Below are 17465 nucleotides of genomic sequence, written 5' to 3'. Positions count from 1 at the left end.
TGGCGTTCCCCTTAAAAGTTAATTACAGAAACCTCTACACAGTCTTCATCATGCTAGCCAACTCAGCCGCGACGCGCGGGGAGGAACCCCACCGCCTCGTAGACCTTGTCCACGAGGGGGGTGGCGATCTCCGTAGCGCGCTCGGCGCCCTGGGCCAAGATGCGCTCGAGCTCGCCGCGGTCTTCCATGAGCTCGTCGTAGCGAGCCTTGAGCGGAGTGGTGAAGGCCTCGAGCGCCTCGGCCGTATCGACCTTGAGGTGGCCATAGCCCTGACCGGCATACTTGTCCACGAGATCCGGGATGCTCTCCCCCGTCAGCGCGGACTGGATGGCCAGTAGGTTGGACACGCCCGGCTGCTTCTCACGGTCAAAGGCCACCACGCCGAGGTCATCGGTCACCGCGGACTTGATGCGCTTGGCGGAGGTCTTGGGAGCATCGAGCAGGTTCACGATGCCCTTCGGGTTGGCCCCCGACTTCGACATCTTGGACGTCGGCTCTTGCAGGTCATAAATCTTGGCCGAGCCTTCCGGAATGAAGGCCTCCGGCACGCGGAAGACCTCACCGTACTTGTTGTTGAAACGCTCCGCCAGGTTGCGGGTGAGCTCGAGGTGCTGGCGCTGGTCCTCCCCCACCGGCACGTAGTGCGGGGAATAGAGAAGGATATCCGCGGCCATCAAAACGGGGTAGGTAAACAAGCCCACCGAGGTGCGGTCCTGGCCCTGCTTTTGAGACTTGTCCTTGAACTGGGTCATGCGGGAGGCCTCACCGAAGCCGGTCAGGCACTGCAAAACCCACGTCAACTCCGCGTGCGCGGGGACGTGGGATTGGACGAAGAGGGTAGATTTCGCCGGGTCGATGCCCAACGCGATCAGCTGCGCAGCACCCGCCACAGTGCGGTGGCGCAGCTCCTCCGGGTTCTGCTCCACCGTGATGGCGTGCAGGTCCGGGATGAAGTAGAAAGCCTCGTGCGAGTCTTGCAGGTCAATCCACTGCTTGAGCGCTCCGAGGTAGTTACCCAGGTGGTAAGAGTCCGCCGTGGGCTGAATGCCAGAGAGGACTCGGGAAGCCGAGTTCGATGCAGAAGTGGAGTCAGTCATGGTTGACCACTCTACTCTGCCGCCTCCGCTGGGGCGGCGCTGCGTCGGTTAAATCTTGCGGGAGGTCGGGCTAATAACGTCCATCATGACGGCGAAACCGGCCACCATGAACGCGCCGCCAACGCCCTGGAGGACGATCGGGCCAAGGAAGGCAAAGGACGGTCCGACGATGGTCCACCACCAGATACCCAGGGCAAGCAGAATAGCGCCGAGGACAAAGTAGATGATTGCGCGGGTCATGAGCATCTCCTGCGAAATAGAAAAGGACGTTAAGACGGGATTATCGTACCACTACTTGGAGTGGGCTACTTGTACTCGACCAGAAGCGGAGAGTGATCAGACCAGCGCTCCTCCACCGTCGGCGCCTTCTCCACCCAGGTGCGCTGCGCGCGCTCCAGCATGGCCTTCGTGGCCGCCTGGTAGTCAATGCGCCATCCGGCATCGTTGTTGAAAGCCTGGCCACGGTAGGTCCACCACGTGTAGGGGCCATCCGCCGCCGGGTGCAGGCGCCTGGCGACGTCAAACCACTGCGGATCCTTGGCCGCCTCCCACGCGGTCTTGGTCTCATAGTCCACCACGCCAAGCCAGTCCCCCAGCCCCTTCTTGTCCTGCGGCTGCTCATCCGGGAAAGATCCGAAGACGCGGTCCATGAAGGCGCGCTCCTCCGGCAGGTGGCCGGACTTTTTCTCGTTGGCCTTATTGTTCTTCAGGTCCTGGGCACGGTGGCAGATGTTCCAGTCACCGCCGATGACGGCCTCCGGGTAGGTCACGGCCATCTCATCCAGAACGTCAGAGAATTCATCCAGGAAGAGGTATTTCTCATCCTGCTTCGGGGAATCGGTATCACCGGAAGGCAAATACAGGGAAGCCACCCGCACGCCGTCCACGGTGGCGGCGATGAAGCGGCCGGATTCGGCGAAGGAGCCGAAGCCCACGGAGACGTCGCCAAGCGCGTGCTTCGATAGGATGCCCACGCCCGCGCGGCCCTTGGCGGCAGATTCGGCCTGTACCAGGTTCCATCCGGCCTCCAGAGCCGGGGCCAAGGCCTTCTGGGTCTGCTCGGGGTTGGCGCGCACCTCCTGCATGAGGACGACGTCGGCCGGTGTGGTCTCCAGCCACGCGTTCATGCCTGGGTTGTTCTCATTGCGCTGTTTGCAAGCCGCGCGGATGCCGTTGACGTTGACGGAGGCGATGGTGAAACTCATGCCGGACAGTCTAACTCTGTTCAATAATCTTCACGGAAGGGGCTAGACGGCGCTTGTCCCACATTGTGACAACCCAGGTGAGACAGCCTGCCACCGCCAGGCCCGCACCGGCCAGCGCGGTGGAGTTATAGGAGTAGCCCGCGCCCACGACTGCGCCGCCGATGGCCGCGCCCGCCGCATTGGCGATGTTGAGGGCGGACTGGTTCAATGCCGCCGCGAGGGTCTGCGCATCCCCCGCCACGTTGACCAAGCGCAGCTGCAACGACGGCACAAGGATGGAGCCGAAGAAGGCCAAGACGCCAAAGACAATCGTGCCCGCCCACGCGCTGTGCGCCACGAAGTAGAAGGTCACCGACACACTAACCATGCAGATAAGGGCAAAAATGATGCCGAATTCCAGGTTACGGTCCGCCAACCAGCCACCGGCGACGTTGCCTGTCGTCATGCCGATGCCATAGGCCATGAGCACAATCCACGTGTGGCTCGGGTCCATGCCGGCGACGTCCGTCATGGTCCACGTGATGTAGGTGTAGACGGCGAACATGCCGCCGAAGCCAACGGTGCCAAGGAAGACGGTGAGCAGAACCTGGCTGTTTTTCAGCGCGCCAAGCTCAGTAAACATATCCGTTTGCGGCATGCGCGTCATGTGCGGGAAGAGGAAAAAGAGCAGGATCATCGTCAGCCCCGCAATGGCCACGACCAAAAAGTACGCCGCATGCCAGCCCAATCCTTGGCCTAGGGCCTGGGCCGCGGGCACACCGATCACGGTGGCGATGGACAGACCCATGCCCACCATCGACATGGCAAAACCTTGGTGGCCAGGAGGTGCCATCGAGACCGCCGCCAGGTTAGCTACGGAGAAGTACGCGCCGTGCGGCAGGCCAGCGATGAAGCGCGCCACCAGCAGAACTCCGTAGTTCGGGGCCAAGGCCGTGAGCAGGTTGCCCACGAGCAAGAAACCAATAAGCAGGATAATGAGGCGGCGGCGTGGGAGCTTGCCCGTGAGTGCAGCGATGACCGGCGCGCCCACGACAACGCCGAGTGCATAGACGGAGATGACTACCGACGCCGTGTCTTCCGTAATCCCGAAATCATCCGCGATGAGCGGTAGCAGGCCCATCGAGGTGAACTCCGTGGTGCCGATGGCGAAGGCACCCAGCGCCATGGCGATCATGACGATGGTGCGGCGGGTTGAGGAGATTTCCGTTTGGCGCGGGACGGGACGGCGTTGGATGCGGGGAGCGGAGTGCGGGAGATTCACGTGCGCGTACCTTAGTCCCTTTCCCGCGCGCAGACGAGAAGGCCCTAGCGATCACACAGCCCCGCCCCGCTGGTGGCGCGAGTCACAGGGGGACCGGCACCGCGAGAAAATAAGACAGGTATCCTGTGAGGTTGAACAGTTTTCAACTTCTTTAGGAGAACCATGGCAAAGATTATCTGGACCCGTACCGACGAGGCGCCGCTGCTGGCGACCTACTCCTTCAAGCCGGTCGTGGAGGCCTTCGCTTCCACCGCGGGCATCGAGGTAGAAACCCGCGACATTTCCCTGGCCGGCCGCATCCTGGCCCAGTTCCCGGAGCGCCTTGGTGACAAGAAGGTTTCCGACGCCCTGGCTGAGCTTGGCCAGCTGGCCAAGACCCCGGAAGCCAACATCATTAAGCTGCCGAACATCTCCGCTTCCCTGGTGCAGCTGAAGAAGGCCATCGCTGAGCTGCAGGCAGCCGGCTTTGATCTCCCGGAGTACGAAGAGGCTCAGGAGAAGTACGACGCCGTCAAGGGCTCCGCCGTCAACCCGGTTCTGCGTGAGGGCAACTCCGACCGCCGCGCTCCGATTGCGGTCAAGAACTTCGCTAAGAAGAACCCGCACAAGATGGGCGCTTGGTCCGCTGATTCCAAGACCACCGTGGCCACCATGGACGCTAACGACTTCCGCCACAACGAGAAGTCCGTCATCATGCCGGAGGAGGACACCCTCTCCATCGTCCTGAAGACCGCCGAGGGCGAGCAGACCCTGCTGGAGAAGCTGCCGGTCCTCAAGGGCGAGGTCATCGACGGCACCTTCATGTCCGCCAAGGCACTCGATGAGTTCCTCAAGGCGCAGGTTGCCCGCGCCAAGGAAGAGGGCGTTCTCTTCTCCGCTCACCTCAAGGCCACCATGATGAAGGTCTCTGACCCCATCATCTTCGGCCACGTGGTGCGCGCTTTCTTCGCTGACGTCTTTGAGAAGTACGGCAAGGAGCTCGAGGCCGCTGGCCTCAATGGCGAGAACGGCCTGGGCGCTATCTACGAGGGCCTGGACAAGCTGGAGAACGGTGCTGAGATCAAGGCTGCCTTCGACGCCGCGCTTGCCGACGGTCCTGACCTCGCCATGGTCAACTCCCACAAGGGCATTACCAACCTGCACGTTCCGTCTGACGTCATTATTGACGCCTCCATGCCGGCCATGATCCGCACCTCCGGCCACATGTGGAACAAGAACGACGAGGAGCAGGACACCCTCGCCGTCATCCCGGATTCTTCCTACGCCGGCGTCTACCAGGCCGTGATCGAGGATTGCAAGGCCAACGGCGCTTACGACCCGACCACCATGGGTACCGTCCCGAACGTCGGCCTCATGGCACAGAAGGCTGAGGAGTACGGCTCCCACAACAAGACCTTCAAGATCCCGGCTGCGGGCACCGTCGAGGTCCGCAACTCCAAGGGCGAGGCCCTCATCTCCCACGACGTGGAAGCTGGCGATATCTGGCGCGCCTGCCAGACCAAGGACGCCCCGATCCAGGACTGGGTCAAGCTGGCCGTCAACCGCGCTCGCCTGTCCGGCATGAAGGCCATCTTCTGGCTCGACCCGGAGCGCGGCCACGACGCCAACCTCATCGAGCTGGTCAACAAGTACCTGCAGGATCACGACACCGAAGGCCTCGACATCTCCATCGAGGACCCGGTCACCGCGACCAAGATCTCCGTCGAGCGCATCCGCAAGGGCGAGGACACCATCTCCGTGACCGGCAACGTGCTGCGTGACTACAACACGGACCTCTTCCCCATCCTCGAGCTGGGCACCTCCGCAAAGATGCTCTCCGTGGTTCCGCTTATGGCTGGCGGCGGCCTGTTCGAGACCGGTGCCGGCGGCTCCGCCCCGAAGCACGTCCAGCAGGTTCAGGAGGAGAACCACCTGCGCTGGGATTCCCTCGGTGAGTTCCTGGCCCTGGCTGAGTCCTTCCGCCACGAGCACAACACCAACGGCAACGCCAAGGCCGGCGTGCTGGCCGCTGCTCTGGACAAGGCCACCGAGACCCTGCTGGATGCTGGCAAGTCCCCGTCCCGCAAGGTGGGCGAGAACGACAACCGCGGCTCCCACTTCTTCCTGACCCTCAACTGGGCCAAGGAGCTGGCCGCGCAGACCGACGACGCCGAGCTGGCCGAGGCCTTCAAGCCGGTTGCTGAGGCCCTCGAGGCCAAGGCAGGCGAGATTGAGCAGGCGCTTCTCGACGTCCAGGGCGCCCCCGTCGACCTCGGCGGCTACTACGCCCCGAACGAGGAGAAGCTCAACCAGACCATGCGCCCGGTCGCTGCCTTCAACGACATCATTGATGGCCTGAAGAAGTAATTCTGCGCTAGGCGCTTAACAAAAGACCGCTTCGTCTCCTCCCCGGAGTTCGAGGCGGTCTTTTCTTGCTTCATTAACCACAAACAGGCCTAAAACAGCACTCCGCGACGCTATTTTTACCCGTTGAGCTGCGAAGACTTTTTCTTGACTGTTTCTTGCTTCTCGCGCCTTATCTCGCGAATTTCTCGCCCTTTTCATGCCGAGGACCCCAGTTAGTTAAAAAGTTTTTCAATACCTGGGAACCGAGAAACCCTCGCCTCCGACTACTAGTGCAGTTGATATCAGCACCTGTCCATCGCCCCTCCTGAACGCCCCGCGAACGTTCAGCAGAGGCCCTAATCAATAGACCCCGAAAGAGCACTACTTATGAGTCGGACGGCTCTGCGATCCTTCATTCAACGCATCCACTTTTATGGCGGCATGTTCGTCGGCCCCTTCATCCTCATCGCGGCATTGACCGGCTGTCTTTATGCCGTGGCGCCCTCCCTGGAGAAGGTGGTCTACCACGACGTATTGACGGTGCCTACCGTGGAGAATCCGCTGAGTTTGGAGGAACAAATCCAGGCCGCGCAGCACGAGCACCCTGACATGCCGGTCACGCAGGTCTGGCCCGCCACGACACCGACAGATTCCACGCGCGTGCTGGTCTCCGATGAAAGCATCGACGAGAGCCTGCAGCGCACCGTCTTCATCGACCCCGCAACCGCCAAGGTCATCGGGGACTACCCCACCTACTCGGGCCTAGGCGAGATGCCGCTGCGCCGCTGGATTTCCTCCCTGCACGAAAGCTTCCACCTGGGCAAGGTCGGTGAGCTCTACTCGGAGCTAGCCGCTTCGTGGTTGTGGGTCATGGCCTGTGGAGGCCTCTATATGTGGTGGATTCGCCGCCGCCCGAAGAACAAAGCAACCGCGAACGCCGCGCAGCAGCAGCCCAAGCGCTCTGCCCGCTGGAAGGCCACTCGCCTGCACTCCACTATTGGCGCGTGGATCTTCATCGGTCTGCTTGGCCTCTCTGCCACCGGCATCACCTGGTCCGGTCTGGCCGGCGGGAACGTCGATTCCCTCGTCGAGCGCATGCACTGGAAAGCCACTCCCATCAACACCGCCCTGCACGGCACCACCGCTGAAACGCATGAGCACACCGGGCATGAAGGCCATGAAGGGCATGGAGCGTCGGCAAGCACGAGCGTGGCTGCCGACGCCGAGCGTGTCCTCGCCACCGGCCGCGCCGAGGAACTGACCGGACCGCTGCGCCTGTACCCGCCGGAGGATGCCCACTCCGCCTGGCAGGTCAGCGAACGGTGGGTGGAATGGCGCACCACCTCCGATGCAATTTCGGTAGATGGCACCACCGGGGAGGTCATCGACCGGCAGCCTTTCTCCAGCCTGCCGCTGTTTAGCAAACTCAGCAGCTGGGGCATCTACCTGCACATGGGCATCATGTTCGGGCTGCCACTGCAGATTGCACTGCTCGCACTGGGGCTGGCCACCGCCGCTCTCGTGGTGCTGGGCTACTGCATGTGGTGGAAACGCCGCCCGCGCTTCCTCCCGACTGCCCACTTCTCCTGGGCCACCACAGGACTGGGCGCGCTATTCGCGGCCACCGTCGGCGTCTTCCTGCCGCTCTTAGGAATCACCTTGGCGGCGTTCTTGGTTCTCGATGTCATCCTCATCCACACACCACGACAGAAGAAACTAGTGAATGCCATCACATAGAGCAGGAGGCATAGGTACGGTAGTTTCTTATGACTAACCCACTGCTGACTCCCTCCACGCTGCCCTACCAGCTCCCACCGTTTGCGGAGATCAAGGTCGAGCACTACCGCCCCGCCTTCGACGAGGCACTCGCGCTTCACGACGCCGAAATCGCCTCCATCACCGACAACCCCGCCGCCCCGACGTGGGAAAACACGGTGGAGGCGCTCGAGCGCTCCGGCCAGGACCTCGACCGCGTCATGGCGGTCTTTGGCAACCTCTCCGGCACCGACGTCACCGAGGAGATGGAGGAGATCGCCGCCGACATCTACCCGCGCCTGTCCGCGCACTATGACGCGATCTACCAGAACGAGGTGCTCTACGCACGCATCAAGGAGGCCACGCCGCCTGCCGACGACGCCGAAAGCCAGCGCCTCCACGACCACCTCCTGCGCACCTTTGCCCGCAAGGGCGCCGACCTCGACGCAGCCGGCAAGGCCCGCCTGTCCGAGATCAACCAGCGCCTCTCCGCGCTCTCTGAAGAATTCGGCCGCAACCTCATGGCGTCTACCCGCGAGCGCGCGGTCTCCTTCACCGAGGAAGAACTCGAGGGCCTGCCCGCAGAGCGCATCGCCTCCGCCAAGGCCGACGCCGAGGCGTTAGGCCGCGAGGGCTATGTCATCCCGCTGGAGCTGCCGACCGTGCAGTCCGAGCTGAGCCGCCTGGCGCGGGAGGATGCGAGGGGGAGGTTGTATGGGGCGTCGACAAGCAGGGGCTCCGAGAACAACATCCCGGGTCTCATCGAGGCCGTCCAGCTGCGCGCCGAGCGCGCTGAGCTGCTGGGCTTTGCCACGCATGCCGACTACGTCATCGCCGAGGAAACCGCCGCGACTGCCGACGCCGCCCGCACCATGCTCTTCGACCTCGCCCCCGCCGCCGCGGCCAATGCCGAAGGCGAGCAGAAGCTCCTCGCGGAGGAAGCAACGCTCAACGGCCAGGGTTTTAGCACAGCGGACTGGCCTTATTGGGAATCCAAGGTCCGCGCCCGCGACTTCTCCCTCGATGAGGAGGAGCTGCGCAAGTACTTCCCGCTGGATCAGATCCTGGAGAAGGGCGTCTTCGCCGCCGCCGAGCGCCTTTACGGCATCACCGTCATCCCGCGCGATGACCTCGAGGGCTATGCGGAGGGGGTTCGCGTCTGGGAGGTGCGGGACGGAAACGTCCCGCACGTAGATATCGACTCGCACGGAGATAAGGGGATCGGCCTTCTCCTTACCGACTACTTCGGACGCCCCACCAAGCGCGGAGGCGCATGGATGAGCGAGTTCGTGGGCCAATCCCGGCTGCTGGAGCGCAAGCCGGTCATCGTCAACGTCATGGGCATCACCAAGCCCGCCGACGGCTCCCAACCGCTGCTGAGCATGGACGAGGTCCGCACCGTCTTCCACGAATTCGGCCACGCCCTGCATGGCCTGCTTTCCGACGTCCGCTACCCCACCTTCGCCGGCACCAACGTGCCGCGCGACTGGGTGGAGTTCCCCTCGCAGATCAACGAGAACTGGGCGCTCGATGAGAGACTGGTCAAGGAGTACGCCCGCCACGTGGAGACGGGCGAACCTATTCCGGACGAGCTTCTCGACGCCATCTCCGCCGCCTCCGAGTTCGGCCAGGGATTCGCCACCTCGGAGTATCTGGGGGCGTCGATCATCGACCTCGCGTGGCATTCCCTGAGCGCGTCGGAGGCCGCCGAGTTGGAAGCTACACCGGAGGCCGTCGCCGAGTTCGAGGCCGAGGCCCTGCGCGCGGCCGGGCTAGACAACGAGCTCATTGCGCCGCGCTATCGCTCGACCTACTTCAACCACATCTTCGCCGGTGGCTACTCCGCGGGCTACTACTCCTATCTCTGGGCCGAGGCCCTCGATGCCGATGGTTTCGAGTGGTTCAAGGAGCAAACCGACCTTCGCGAGGCCGGCCAAAAGTTCCGCGATGTCATCCTGTCGAAGGGCGCATCCCGCGACTTCACGGAGGCTTACCGCGAGTTCCGCGGCCGCGACAAGGACGTTGCGCCGCTGCTCAAGCGCCGCGGCCTCGCCGGTGCCTAGTTCCCCGATGGCACTAGTGCCCACCATCAAGGCGTCCGGTGAGCTGCTCCAAGCGATGCCGGCTCGGGCCGTTTAAGCCGACGATGTCCACGGTCTTGCCCTTTTCGTGGAACTTGCTAGTAATGCCGTCCAAGGTAGCAACCGTGGAAGCATCCCACACCTCGGCACCGGTGAGGTCGATGACAATGTGCTCAGCCTCATCGGTGTAATCAAATTGGTACACCAAGTCATTCGACGACGCCCAGAAAAGCTGTCCGTGCAGCTGGTAGGACCGTACACCGTCGACAAGCTCGGAAGCATCCACTCGCACCAAATGAGCCACGCGGCGGGCAAAGCTCACCATCGCTGCCAGCACACCGAGCACTACGCCGACCGCCAGGTTATGCGTCACCAACGTGCCAGCCATGGTCACCAGCATCACCACGGTTTCCGACAGCGGCATAAATTTTAGCGTGCGCGGGTGCACTGAGTGCCAGTCCACGGTGCCTACCGAAACCATGATCATGATGGCTACCAGCGCTGCCATTGGGATCTGGCCAACAATGTCCCCCAACGCCAAGATGAGAACTAGTAGGAAAGAACCGGCAACCAGCGTGGACAAGCGTGTGCGCGCCCCGGACTCGCGGACATTGATCATGGTCTGGCCAATCATCGCGCAGCCTCCCATTCCCCCGAACAGTCCGGTAGCGATGTTCGACACGCCTTGTCCCCAGCTTTCACGGGTTTTGTTGGAGTGGGTATCCGTGATGTCGTCGACAAGCTTGGCAGTCATCAGCGATTCCATCAACCCCACCACGGCCACTGCCAGCGCATACGGCGCAATAATCTTGACGGTCTCCAGATTTAGCGGCACGTTCGGCCAGAACAGCGCCGGCAGCGAAGTCGGTAGATCGCCCATATCGCGCACGCGCGGAACATTAAGGCCCGCCAGAACCACCGCAGCTGTCAACACAACAATCGTCACCAGTGGAGCTGGCACCGCAGCAGTAATCTTGGGAAAGCCCACCATGATGCCGAGCCCCACGACGACGAGAACATAGACCATCCACGGCACATCGATAAGGTGCTCCAACTGTGCTGTAAATATGAGAATACCCAGCGCATTGACAAACCCCAGCATCACGGAGCGTGGGATAAAGCGTTGCAGCTTGGGCACGCCCAACAGCGCGAGCACAATCTGAAGCACCCCGCCCAGCATGACTGTGGCCACGAGATAATCCAGGCCGTGGTCTTGTGCCACCGGTGCCACTACAAGGGCGATAGCACCAGTTGCTGCGGAAATCATTGCCGGGCGGCCGCCAGTAAAGGCAATCACCACAGCCATAATCACGGAAGAGAACAAACCCACCGCCGGGCTCACCCCGGCGAGGATGGAAAACGCAATCGCCTCCGGAATCAGCGCCAAGGCAACGGCTAGTCCGGCCAACACCTCGATGCGCAGTCGCGTAGCTGAGGAAAAGGCATAGCGGAAGGAGGCCACAACACCCATGGGCGCTTCAGTGACCGTGGTAGTTTCAGTCATAGCAATCCTGTCGTTCGTATCCCCCGAGCTTAACCCTCAAGTAGCTTTAGGGTTTTGGACTTGCATAACTTTAACCGCTGCATAGGCGCGCGACAAAACATGGTCCCTAAGGAGGAAAGCCATGGCTGAATCTGGCTACAAAATCGGCGAGATAGCCGAGCGCACCGGCATTTCACTACCCACATTGCGCCACTACGACTCCGTCGGGCTAGTCTCTCCCTCTCACCGCAGCCCCGGAGGCTTCCGTCTGTACAGCGAAGAGGATCTGCACCGCATTTTGCTAGTCCGCCGCATGAAGCCGCTGGGGTTTTCGCTGGAAGATATGCGCTCATTTCTTGAGGCCGCTAATTCTTCCACGCCGGCTGCGCGCGAGACTGTCGCTCGCGTCCAACTGGAGGCACGTACGCGCTACGAGAAGCTGTCCAAGCAGCTGGCGTATGCCGAAGAGTTCCTCGATATAGTGAACAACTTGGCTTAGCACCCCCGAGAAGTTATCCACAGATTTCGTGGCGGGCGGGAGCTCGCCCTTGTTGGCAGGGTGCGGCGCTTTTACTCTGAGGTTCATGAGAGTTCAGACGTTCTTCGCCGCCCTCGGCCGCGCCATTGACCTGGTGGCCGAGTGCGCGGGCCTGTCTGAATCTGACTTAGTGTCTTTCGGAGCCACGTCTGCCGACGCCACCGTGTTCCTCTCCCTCCACCACACCTACTTCGGGCACACCTCTTCGACGAAGAAGCAGCGCACGGCGGTTGAAGCCGCCCGCCGGCGCGGGCACGGGCTGGTGACCTTGCAGCTTATCGAGCACTTCGTTGCCAAAGTCCGGGACCATAACAAAGCGTGGGATTTGCGGGTAGAGCTGTGCCAGACCAGCGCGGAGCTGGTGGAAAAGGTAGCGCGCAAGAGACTGCGTCAGATGCGCAAGCCCCGCACGTATGCCGAGCGTGCCAAGCTCACCCAGCACGGCAATGGCCTGGCCACCCTCACGGTAACTGCGGACTCGCTGCAGCTGACCGGTGTCTTTGAAGGCATCGACCAGGAACGCCCCGGCGAGAGTTTCTTGGAGAATCTGGAGGGCGGTGGCGTCAAAACTGAGGTTGCCACCATGGCGGTCCTGCAGCTCGATGACTACGCAGAGCTGCTCAAGGGCAATACCGACAAGGATGGCGAAGAATTCATCGTCCGCACAACAAGTGGCGCGACGATGACCGGCTCGCAGCTAGTGGAGCGCGCTCTGCTGGACAAGGGAGTTATTGTGGCGGTCAGCCGCGAGCATGGCCCACTCGATGTGTTTCGTTTCCAGCGCTTCGCCACGGCCAAACAACGCCTCGCCCTAGCTGCGGAGAACCCGTGCTGTGCGTGGGAGGGCTGCAAAGTTCCCTTTGAGAAGTGCCAAATCCACCACATCAAAGCCTGGGCCCGCGGCGGGCCCACCAACATCCTCAACCTGGTGCCGCTGTGTCCGTACCATAACGGCGTCAACGACGATGACCCCGATGCCCCGCCCTCACGTGGCCGCATGGATCGCATCGGCGGGCGGACGGCATGGATTCCACCTTATGACGCCGCTCCGGTCTTCACCAGCGCCTTCAACTAACACTTCAACTAAACCTTCCGCGAAGGCATTCCGCCACTGCCATGTAGTGCTCGAACCCCGCAGGAAATCCCCTCCTCGCGGGGCCTTCAGCGTGCCGGTTTAGCCGGCGTTACGCAGCGCTGTGGCGAGACCATTCATCGTGACCTGGATGGTCTTGGACACCAGGAACTGATCGTCGCCGCGGCGGTAGCGACGCAGCAGCTCCAACTGGATGGCGTTGAGCGGAAGCAGGTACGGGTAGCGCCGCTTGAGCGACCGCGCCTGGCGCTGGTTCTCACTGACCAACTCCGCGTTGCCGGTGACCTTGAGGTAGACCTCGCGGGTGCGTTCAAACTCCGCGGAAATCAGGCTGAAGATACGGTCCGCGGTTTCTTTGTCATCAACCAGGTTGGCATAGAGGCGTGCCAGCTGCATCTCCGCCTTGGCCATGACCTGCGCCATGTTGGCGAACACGGAGCGGAAGAAAGGCCACGTACGGTACAGCTCACGCAGCTCCTCCCAGCGCTTCTCCACTTCTCCATCGCCGCTTTTTACTCCGGCCTTTCCGGTTTCTGCTCCATCCGCAGTGGCATTTACTTCTTCTACGCTGGCCAGTCCTACTCCACATTCACCACTGGAGGATTGCTTAACCCACGCTGTCACCGCACTGCCCACGCCGAACCAGCCCGGAATGTTGGTGCGGGACTGCGACCACGAAAGCACCCAGGGAATCGCCCGCAAATCCGCAATCGCGGTGGTCTGCTTGCGCGAGGTCGGGCGCGAGCCCAAGTTAAGCTCGCCGATCTCGTGCAACGGGGTCGATTGGGTGAAGTAGGCGATAAAGCCGGGGTCATCAACCAGCTCGCGATACGCCGTACCGCTCAAGTCCGCCAGCTCGCGCATGATGTCGTAGGCGCGCTCGGGATCCGCAATCGGCTCGGTATCCAACAACGATGCCTCCAGCGCTCCGGAAACAAACGCCTCCAAGTGGCGGCGCGCAGTCTCCGGCGCACCATACTTCGCAGAAATCACCTCTCCCTGCTCGGTGATGCGCACCGAGCCGGACACCGCGCCCTTCGGCTGAGCCAAAATCGCGTCATACGTCGGTCCGCCGCCACGGCCCACCGCGCCACCGCGGCCATGCGCCAGCCGCAACTCCACGCCGTGGCGCGCACAGAGCTCAACGAGGGCCAGTTCGGCGTCGTATAGCGCCCAGTTCGCCTGCAAATAACCGCCGTCCTTGTTGGAATCCGAATACCCCAACATCACCTCTTGGATATCCCCGCGCGAGCGCAGATGTTCACGGTAGACAGGCACCTGCCACAGCTTCTCCAGGATGCCGGCGCCCGCCTTCAGATCTTCGATGGTCTCAAATAGCGGCACCACATCGACCTCGCTCAGTCCCACCTCCTTGAGTAGCACCATCGGCTCCAGAATGTCGGAGACGGTTCCCGTCATAGAAATAATGCAGTGCGACACCGACTCCGGCCCAAAGTCCCGCACAGCGCGCGCGGCCGCGCGGAAGATGCCCAGCTCCTTCGCGGTATCCTCGCTGAACCCCTTCTCAGCGTCGGGGAAAAGCAGCGGCCGATTGGTCTGCAGCTCGCGCACGAGCACCGCGACCTTCTCCTCCTCCCCCAGCGCGCGGTAGTCCGGGGTGATGGTGGCCGCGGCGAAAATCTCGGTGAGGACGTTCTCGAAGGACTCCGAGTTCTGGCGCATGTCCAGCGTCGAAAGGTGGAATCCGAACGTCGTCACCGCCGAGCGCAGCCGAGCCAAGCGGTCATCGGCGATGATATCGTCATTGAACTGGCGCAGCGAGCGGTCGATCACGTCCAGGTCCCGCTTGAGTTCCTCCGGAGACGCATAGGCGCTTGGCGACGCCTCCCCCTCCAACCTCGCCAGCACCTTCTTCCGGATGCCGAAGATGGCCCGGCGGTAGGGTTCGTCGACGCGGGATTTTTCGTCGTTGTGGGAGGCGTCGGCAAGCGCGCCCAGCTCCTTGGAGCTGGAGGAATAGCGGTCTGACAGGGAGAGCTCGCGCTCCAGCTCGCCGAGCTCGTCGGCGTAGTACTGCAGCACCGTCGCCGCGGCCTTGCGGGTGGCATAGGTCAGGGTGTGCTCGTCGACGTACGGGTTGCCGTCATGGTCGCCGCCAATCCAGGAACCGGGACGGACAACGGGGGAATCGGGCAGCTGCTGGCCAAAAGTCTCGCGCATGGCGTGGCGGATGGCACGGTTGAGTGCAGGGACCTGGTCGAGCAGCGACAGCTTGTAGTAGCGCAGGCCGACGTCAATCTCGTCTTCGAGGGTGGGGCGGGCGATGCGAATCAGCGCGGTCTGCCACAGCAGCGTCATGCGCAGATACATTTCCTTCTCGATTGCCGCTATGTCGCCACCGCGGTGTGATTCCTTGAGGAGAGTCTTGATGCGGGTTTGCGTATCAAAGACGGTGCGGCGGCGGGTTTCGGTGGGGTGCGCGGTGAGAACGGGGGCGACGTGCGCGCCGCGGATGACGGAAGAGGCGTCGGTTGGCGTGACGCCTTCTTCCTTGAGCTTGGCGAATGTCTTGCGCAAGGAGACGGGCGCCTCAACAGACTCGTCATCCAGATCCTCTACGAGGTTGGCGATGAGCGCGAAATAGCTGAATGCACGGGCCACGAGGTTGACCTTGGTGATGTCGAGGTCGCGGAAGATGGCGACGAGGTCTTCGGGCTTGACATCGCCGTGCGCCACGTCGAAGGCCATGCGGCGGGTCGATTCGACGAGCTCGAAGACGTCCTCGCCTTCCTGCTGTGCGATGACCCGGCCGAGCACCCGGCCGAGGAAGCGGATATCTTCGCGGACTTGTTCAGGGGCGGGTGTGCTCACGGCAAAGTGACTTTCTAGGCGTGATGTGTTCAGCTGGCACATCTCAATGTATCCCAGATCACTATTGGGCGATAGTTATTTGGGAAAAGAGCTCACGTGCAGAATGTGTTAATGGACAAAGGTAGCGAGCCACGCGGCGTGGAGGCGCGAGTCGCCGTTTTCTTCCGGATGGAAGCTCAACGCCGTGACGCATCCTTGGCGCACGCCCACAATCACCTCGCGCCCCGCGGCAGGACGAGTTCGCGCCCCGGCACCACTTCCCTCACCACTGACCTCAATGTCAGATGCAGGGAGGGGCACGGTGGCGATGACCTCGACGCCCTCGCCCGCGCGGGTAACGATGGGCGCGCGGATGAAGCTCGCTTCGATGGCTAGAGGCTCGCCGGACCTCTGGCCTTCCATCGCGACCGGCACGGTGCGCTCCTCAGAGAAGCGCTGGTTTCCGAAGGCGTTGCGGCGCACGGTGACGTCGATAAGCCCCAGCGTCTGCTGGCCCGGTGCGGGGTTTTCCAGCTCGCGGGCGCTGTAGATGAGCCCCGCGCAGGTGGCCAGGACCGGCAGCCCACCATCGACGGCGCGGCGCAACGGCTCAGCGACGCCAAAAGAGCGCGCCAGCTTATCGATAGTGCTCGACTCGCCGCCCGGCAGAATGATTCCGTCCAGCCCGTCGAGATCCTGTTGCAGGCGCACCCGGCGCGTTGCAGCGCCGAGGCTCTCCAGCACAGCGATGTGTTCTTCCACTCCGCCTTGCAGCGCGAGCACGCCGACGAGTGGTCGCGCCGTGTCCGCCGACTTCTTCACTGCGGGCACAGGTCCTACCAGCCGCGCTCAGCCAGGCGGTGCGGGGCGGGGATGTCGTTGACGTTGATGCCCACCATGGCCTCGCCCAGGCCGCGGCTAATCTTAGCCAGCTCGGCCGGTTGGTCGTAGAGGGTCGCTGCCTTCACGATGGCCTCCGCGCGCTTCGCGGGCTCGCCGGACTTGAAGATGCCGGAGCCGACAAAGACGCCTTCGGCGCCCATTTGGCGGACGAGGGCGGCGTCGGCAGGCGTAGCCACACCACCAGCAACGAACAGCACGACCGGAAGCTTGCCGGTCTCCGCCACCTCAGCAACCAGGTCATACGGGGCCTGCAGCTCCTTGGCCGCAACGTAGAGCTCGTCGCGGTCGAGGTTCTGGAGGCGCGCGATTTCGCCCTTGATGGTGCGCAGGTGCTTGACAGCCTCGGAGACGTCGCCAGTACCGGCCTCCCCCTTGGAGCGGATCATGGCCGCGCCCTCGGTGATGCGGCGCAGGGCCTCGCCCAGGTTGGTAGCACCGCAGACGAAGGGCACGTCGAAATCCCACTTGTTGATGTGGTTGACGTAATCGGCGGGGCTGAGCACCTCGGACTCGTCGATGAAGTCGACACCCAGCTCGCCGAGAATCTGCGCCTCCACGAAGTGGCCGATGCGGGCCTTCGCCATCACCGGGATGGACACGGCGTTGACGATGCCCTCGATGAGGTCCGGATCGGACATGCGGGCCACGCCGCCCTGGGCGCGGATATCGGCCGGCACGCGCTCCAGCGCCATGACGGCGGAAGCGCCCGCGTCTTCAGCAATTCGTGCCTGCTCCGGGGTAACGACGTCCATGATGACGCCGCCCTTGAGCATGTCAGCTAGTCCACGCTTGACGCGCGTCGTGGCGCGTCCCTGTTCATTCTTCTGTTCAGTCATGGCTCACATAGTGGCGCAGAAAATTGGTCCAAGACAAGAGCCATTTCCCGAGTGTTGAATTAGACCACTTATGATGG

General features: G+C 62.7%; 13 protein-coding genes. 5 read left to right on the top strand and 8 right to left on the bottom strand.

What is annotated here, in order from left to right; genetic code table 11:
* Window positions 1–62: 62 nt before the first annotated feature.
* The 4 genes from trpS to R3O64_RS02545 all read right to left on the bottom strand — a co-directional run bounded on the left by trpS (window position 63) and on the right by R3O64_RS02545 (window position 3563).
* Entirely contained in the window at window positions 63–1097 is a 1035-nt protein-coding gene (gene trpS, locus R3O64_RS02560; RefSeq protein ID WP_070530655.1) for a tryptophan--tRNA ligase, read from the bottom strand.
* 48 nt (window positions 1098–1145) lie between these two features.
* Complete coding sequence (locus R3O64_RS02555) at window positions 1146–1337, bottom strand: hypothetical protein (protein WP_049157254.1); 192 nt, start codon at window positions 1335–1337, stop codon at window positions 1146–1148.
* A gap of 65 nt (window positions 1338–1402) precedes the next feature.
* Window positions 1403–2302, bottom strand: a complete 900-nt coding sequence (locus tag R3O64_RS02550; RefSeq protein WP_144268694.1) for an exodeoxyribonuclease III — start codon at window positions 2300–2302, stop codon at window positions 1403–1405.
* A 10-nt stretch (window positions 2303–2312) separates the two neighbouring features.
* Window positions 2313–3563 (bottom strand): MFS transporter, encoded by a 1251-nt coding sequence (locus tag R3O64_RS02545; RefSeq protein ID WP_339017219.1) that lies wholly within the window; start codon window positions 3561–3563, stop codon window positions 2313–2315.
* Window positions 3564–3725: 162 nt separating this feature from the next.
* On the opposite strand from R3O64_RS02545, the gene R3O64_RS02540 reads away from it, so the two are divergent.
* The 3 genes from R3O64_RS02540 to R3O64_RS02530 all read left to right on the top strand — a co-directional run bounded on the left by R3O64_RS02540 (window position 3726) and on the right by R3O64_RS02530 (window position 9706).
* Window positions 3726–5909: an NADP-dependent isocitrate dehydrogenase gene (locus R3O64_RS02540; protein ID WP_339017218.1), complete on the top strand. Its 2184-nt coding sequence runs from the start codon at window positions 3726–3728 to the stop codon at window positions 5907–5909.
* Between the two features lie 366 nt (window positions 5910–6275).
* Window positions 6276–7625, top strand: a complete 1350-nt coding sequence (locus tag R3O64_RS02535) for a PepSY-associated TM helix domain-containing protein (RefSeq protein ID WP_154762130.1) — start codon at window positions 6276–6278, stop codon at window positions 7623–7625.
* 29 nt (window positions 7626–7654) lie between these two features.
* Window positions 7655–9706, top strand: coding sequence for a M3 family metallopeptidase (locus R3O64_RS02530; protein ID WP_339017217.1), 2052 nt, complete (start codon window positions 7655–7657; stop codon window positions 9704–9706).
* A gap of 13 nt (window positions 9707–9719) precedes the next feature.
* Here the strand turns inward: R3O64_RS02530 and R3O64_RS02525 are convergent, their stop codons facing one another.
* Window positions 9720–11228, bottom strand: a complete 1509-nt coding sequence (locus R3O64_RS02525; RefSeq protein ID WP_070530668.1) for a SulP family inorganic anion transporter — start codon at window positions 11226–11228, stop codon at window positions 9720–9722.
* Between the two features lie 121 nt (window positions 11229–11349).
* Between R3O64_RS02525 and R3O64_RS02520 the strand changes: the two genes are divergently transcribed.
* The gene (locus R3O64_RS02520) at window positions 11350–11706 is read left to right on the top strand and encodes a MerR family transcriptional regulator (protein WP_070530670.1); all 357 of its coding nucleotides are present in this window, start codon (window positions 11350–11352) and stop codon (window positions 11704–11706) included.
* 85 nt (window positions 11707–11791) lie between these two features.
* Window positions 11792–12820 carry an HNH endonuclease signature motif containing protein gene (locus tag R3O64_RS02515; protein WP_070530672.1) on the top strand — a complete coding sequence of 343 codons (1029 nt, stop codon included), beginning with the start codon at window positions 11792–11794 and terminating at the stop codon, window positions 12818–12820.
* A gap of 99 nt (window positions 12821–12919) precedes the next feature.
* Here the strand turns inward: R3O64_RS02515 and ppc are convergent, their stop codons facing one another.
* From ppc to pdxS, 3 genes are all read right to left on the bottom strand, one after another.
* On the bottom strand, window positions 12920–15703 hold the full coding sequence (gene ppc / locus R3O64_RS02510) for a phosphoenolpyruvate carboxylase (protein WP_425248920.1): 2784 nt from the start codon (window positions 15701–15703) through the stop codon (window positions 12920–12922).
* 75 nt (window positions 15704–15778) lie between these two features.
* A complete protein-coding gene (gene pdxT / locus R3O64_RS02505) occupies window positions 15779–16471 on the bottom strand; it encodes a pyridoxal 5'-phosphate synthase glutaminase subunit PdxT (protein ID WP_339017533.1) in 693 nt (230 codons plus the stop codon).
* 14 nt (window positions 16472–16485) lie between these two features.
* On the bottom strand, window positions 16486–17388 hold the full coding sequence (pdxS, locus tag R3O64_RS02500; RefSeq protein ID WP_070521426.1) for a pyridoxal 5'-phosphate synthase lyase subunit PdxS: 903 nt from the start codon (window positions 17386–17388) through the stop codon (window positions 16486–16488).
* Window positions 17389–17465 lie beyond the last annotated feature (77 nt).

This window comes from Corynebacterium hesseae (assembly GCF_037850265.1).
Taxonomy (GTDB): Bacteria; Actinomycetota; Actinomycetes; order Mycobacteriales; family Mycobacteriaceae; genus Corynebacterium; species Corynebacterium hesseae.
The sequence above is the reverse complement of the archived record's forward strand: the minus strand, read 5'-3'. Positions and strand labels throughout refer to the sequence as shown.

Coding starts and splice junctions, on each gene's coding strand:
- R3O64_RS02550 (WP_144268694.1), bottom strand. CDS start 2,302: ATGAGTTTCACCATCGCCTCCGTCAACGTCAACGGCATCCGCGCGGCT.
- R3O64_RS02555 (WP_049157254.1), bottom strand. CDS start 1,337: ATGACCCGCGCAATCATCTACTTTGTCCTCGGCGCTATTCTGCTTGCC.
- R3O64_RS02525 (WP_070530668.1), bottom strand. CDS start 11,228: ATGACTGAAACTACCACGGTCACTGAAGCGCCCATGGGTGTTGTGGCC.
- pdxS (WP_070521426.1), bottom strand. CDS start 17,388: ATGACTGAACAGAAGAATGAACAGGGACGCGCCACGACGCGCGTCAAG.
- R3O64_RS02515 (WP_070530672.1), top strand. CDS start 11,792: ATGAGAGTTCAGACGTTCTTCGCCGCCCTCGGCCGCGCCATTGACCTG.
- R3O64_RS02535 (WP_154762130.1), top strand. CDS start 6,276: ATGAGTCGGACGGCTCTGCGATCCTTCATTCAACGCATCCACTTTTAT.
- R3O64_RS02530 (WP_339017217.1), top strand. CDS start 7,655: ATGACTAACCCACTGCTGACTCCCTCCACGCTGCCCTACCAGCTCCCA.
- R3O64_RS02540 (WP_339017218.1), top strand. CDS start 3,726: ATGGCAAAGATTATCTGGACCCGTACCGACGAGGCGCCGCTGCTGGCG.
- R3O64_RS02520 (WP_070530670.1), top strand. CDS start 11,350: ATGGCTGAATCTGGCTACAAAATCGGCGAGATAGCCGAGCGCACCGGC.
- trpS (WP_070530655.1), bottom strand. CDS start 1,097: ATGACTGACTCCACTTCTGCATCGAACTCGGCTTCCCGAGTCCTCTCT.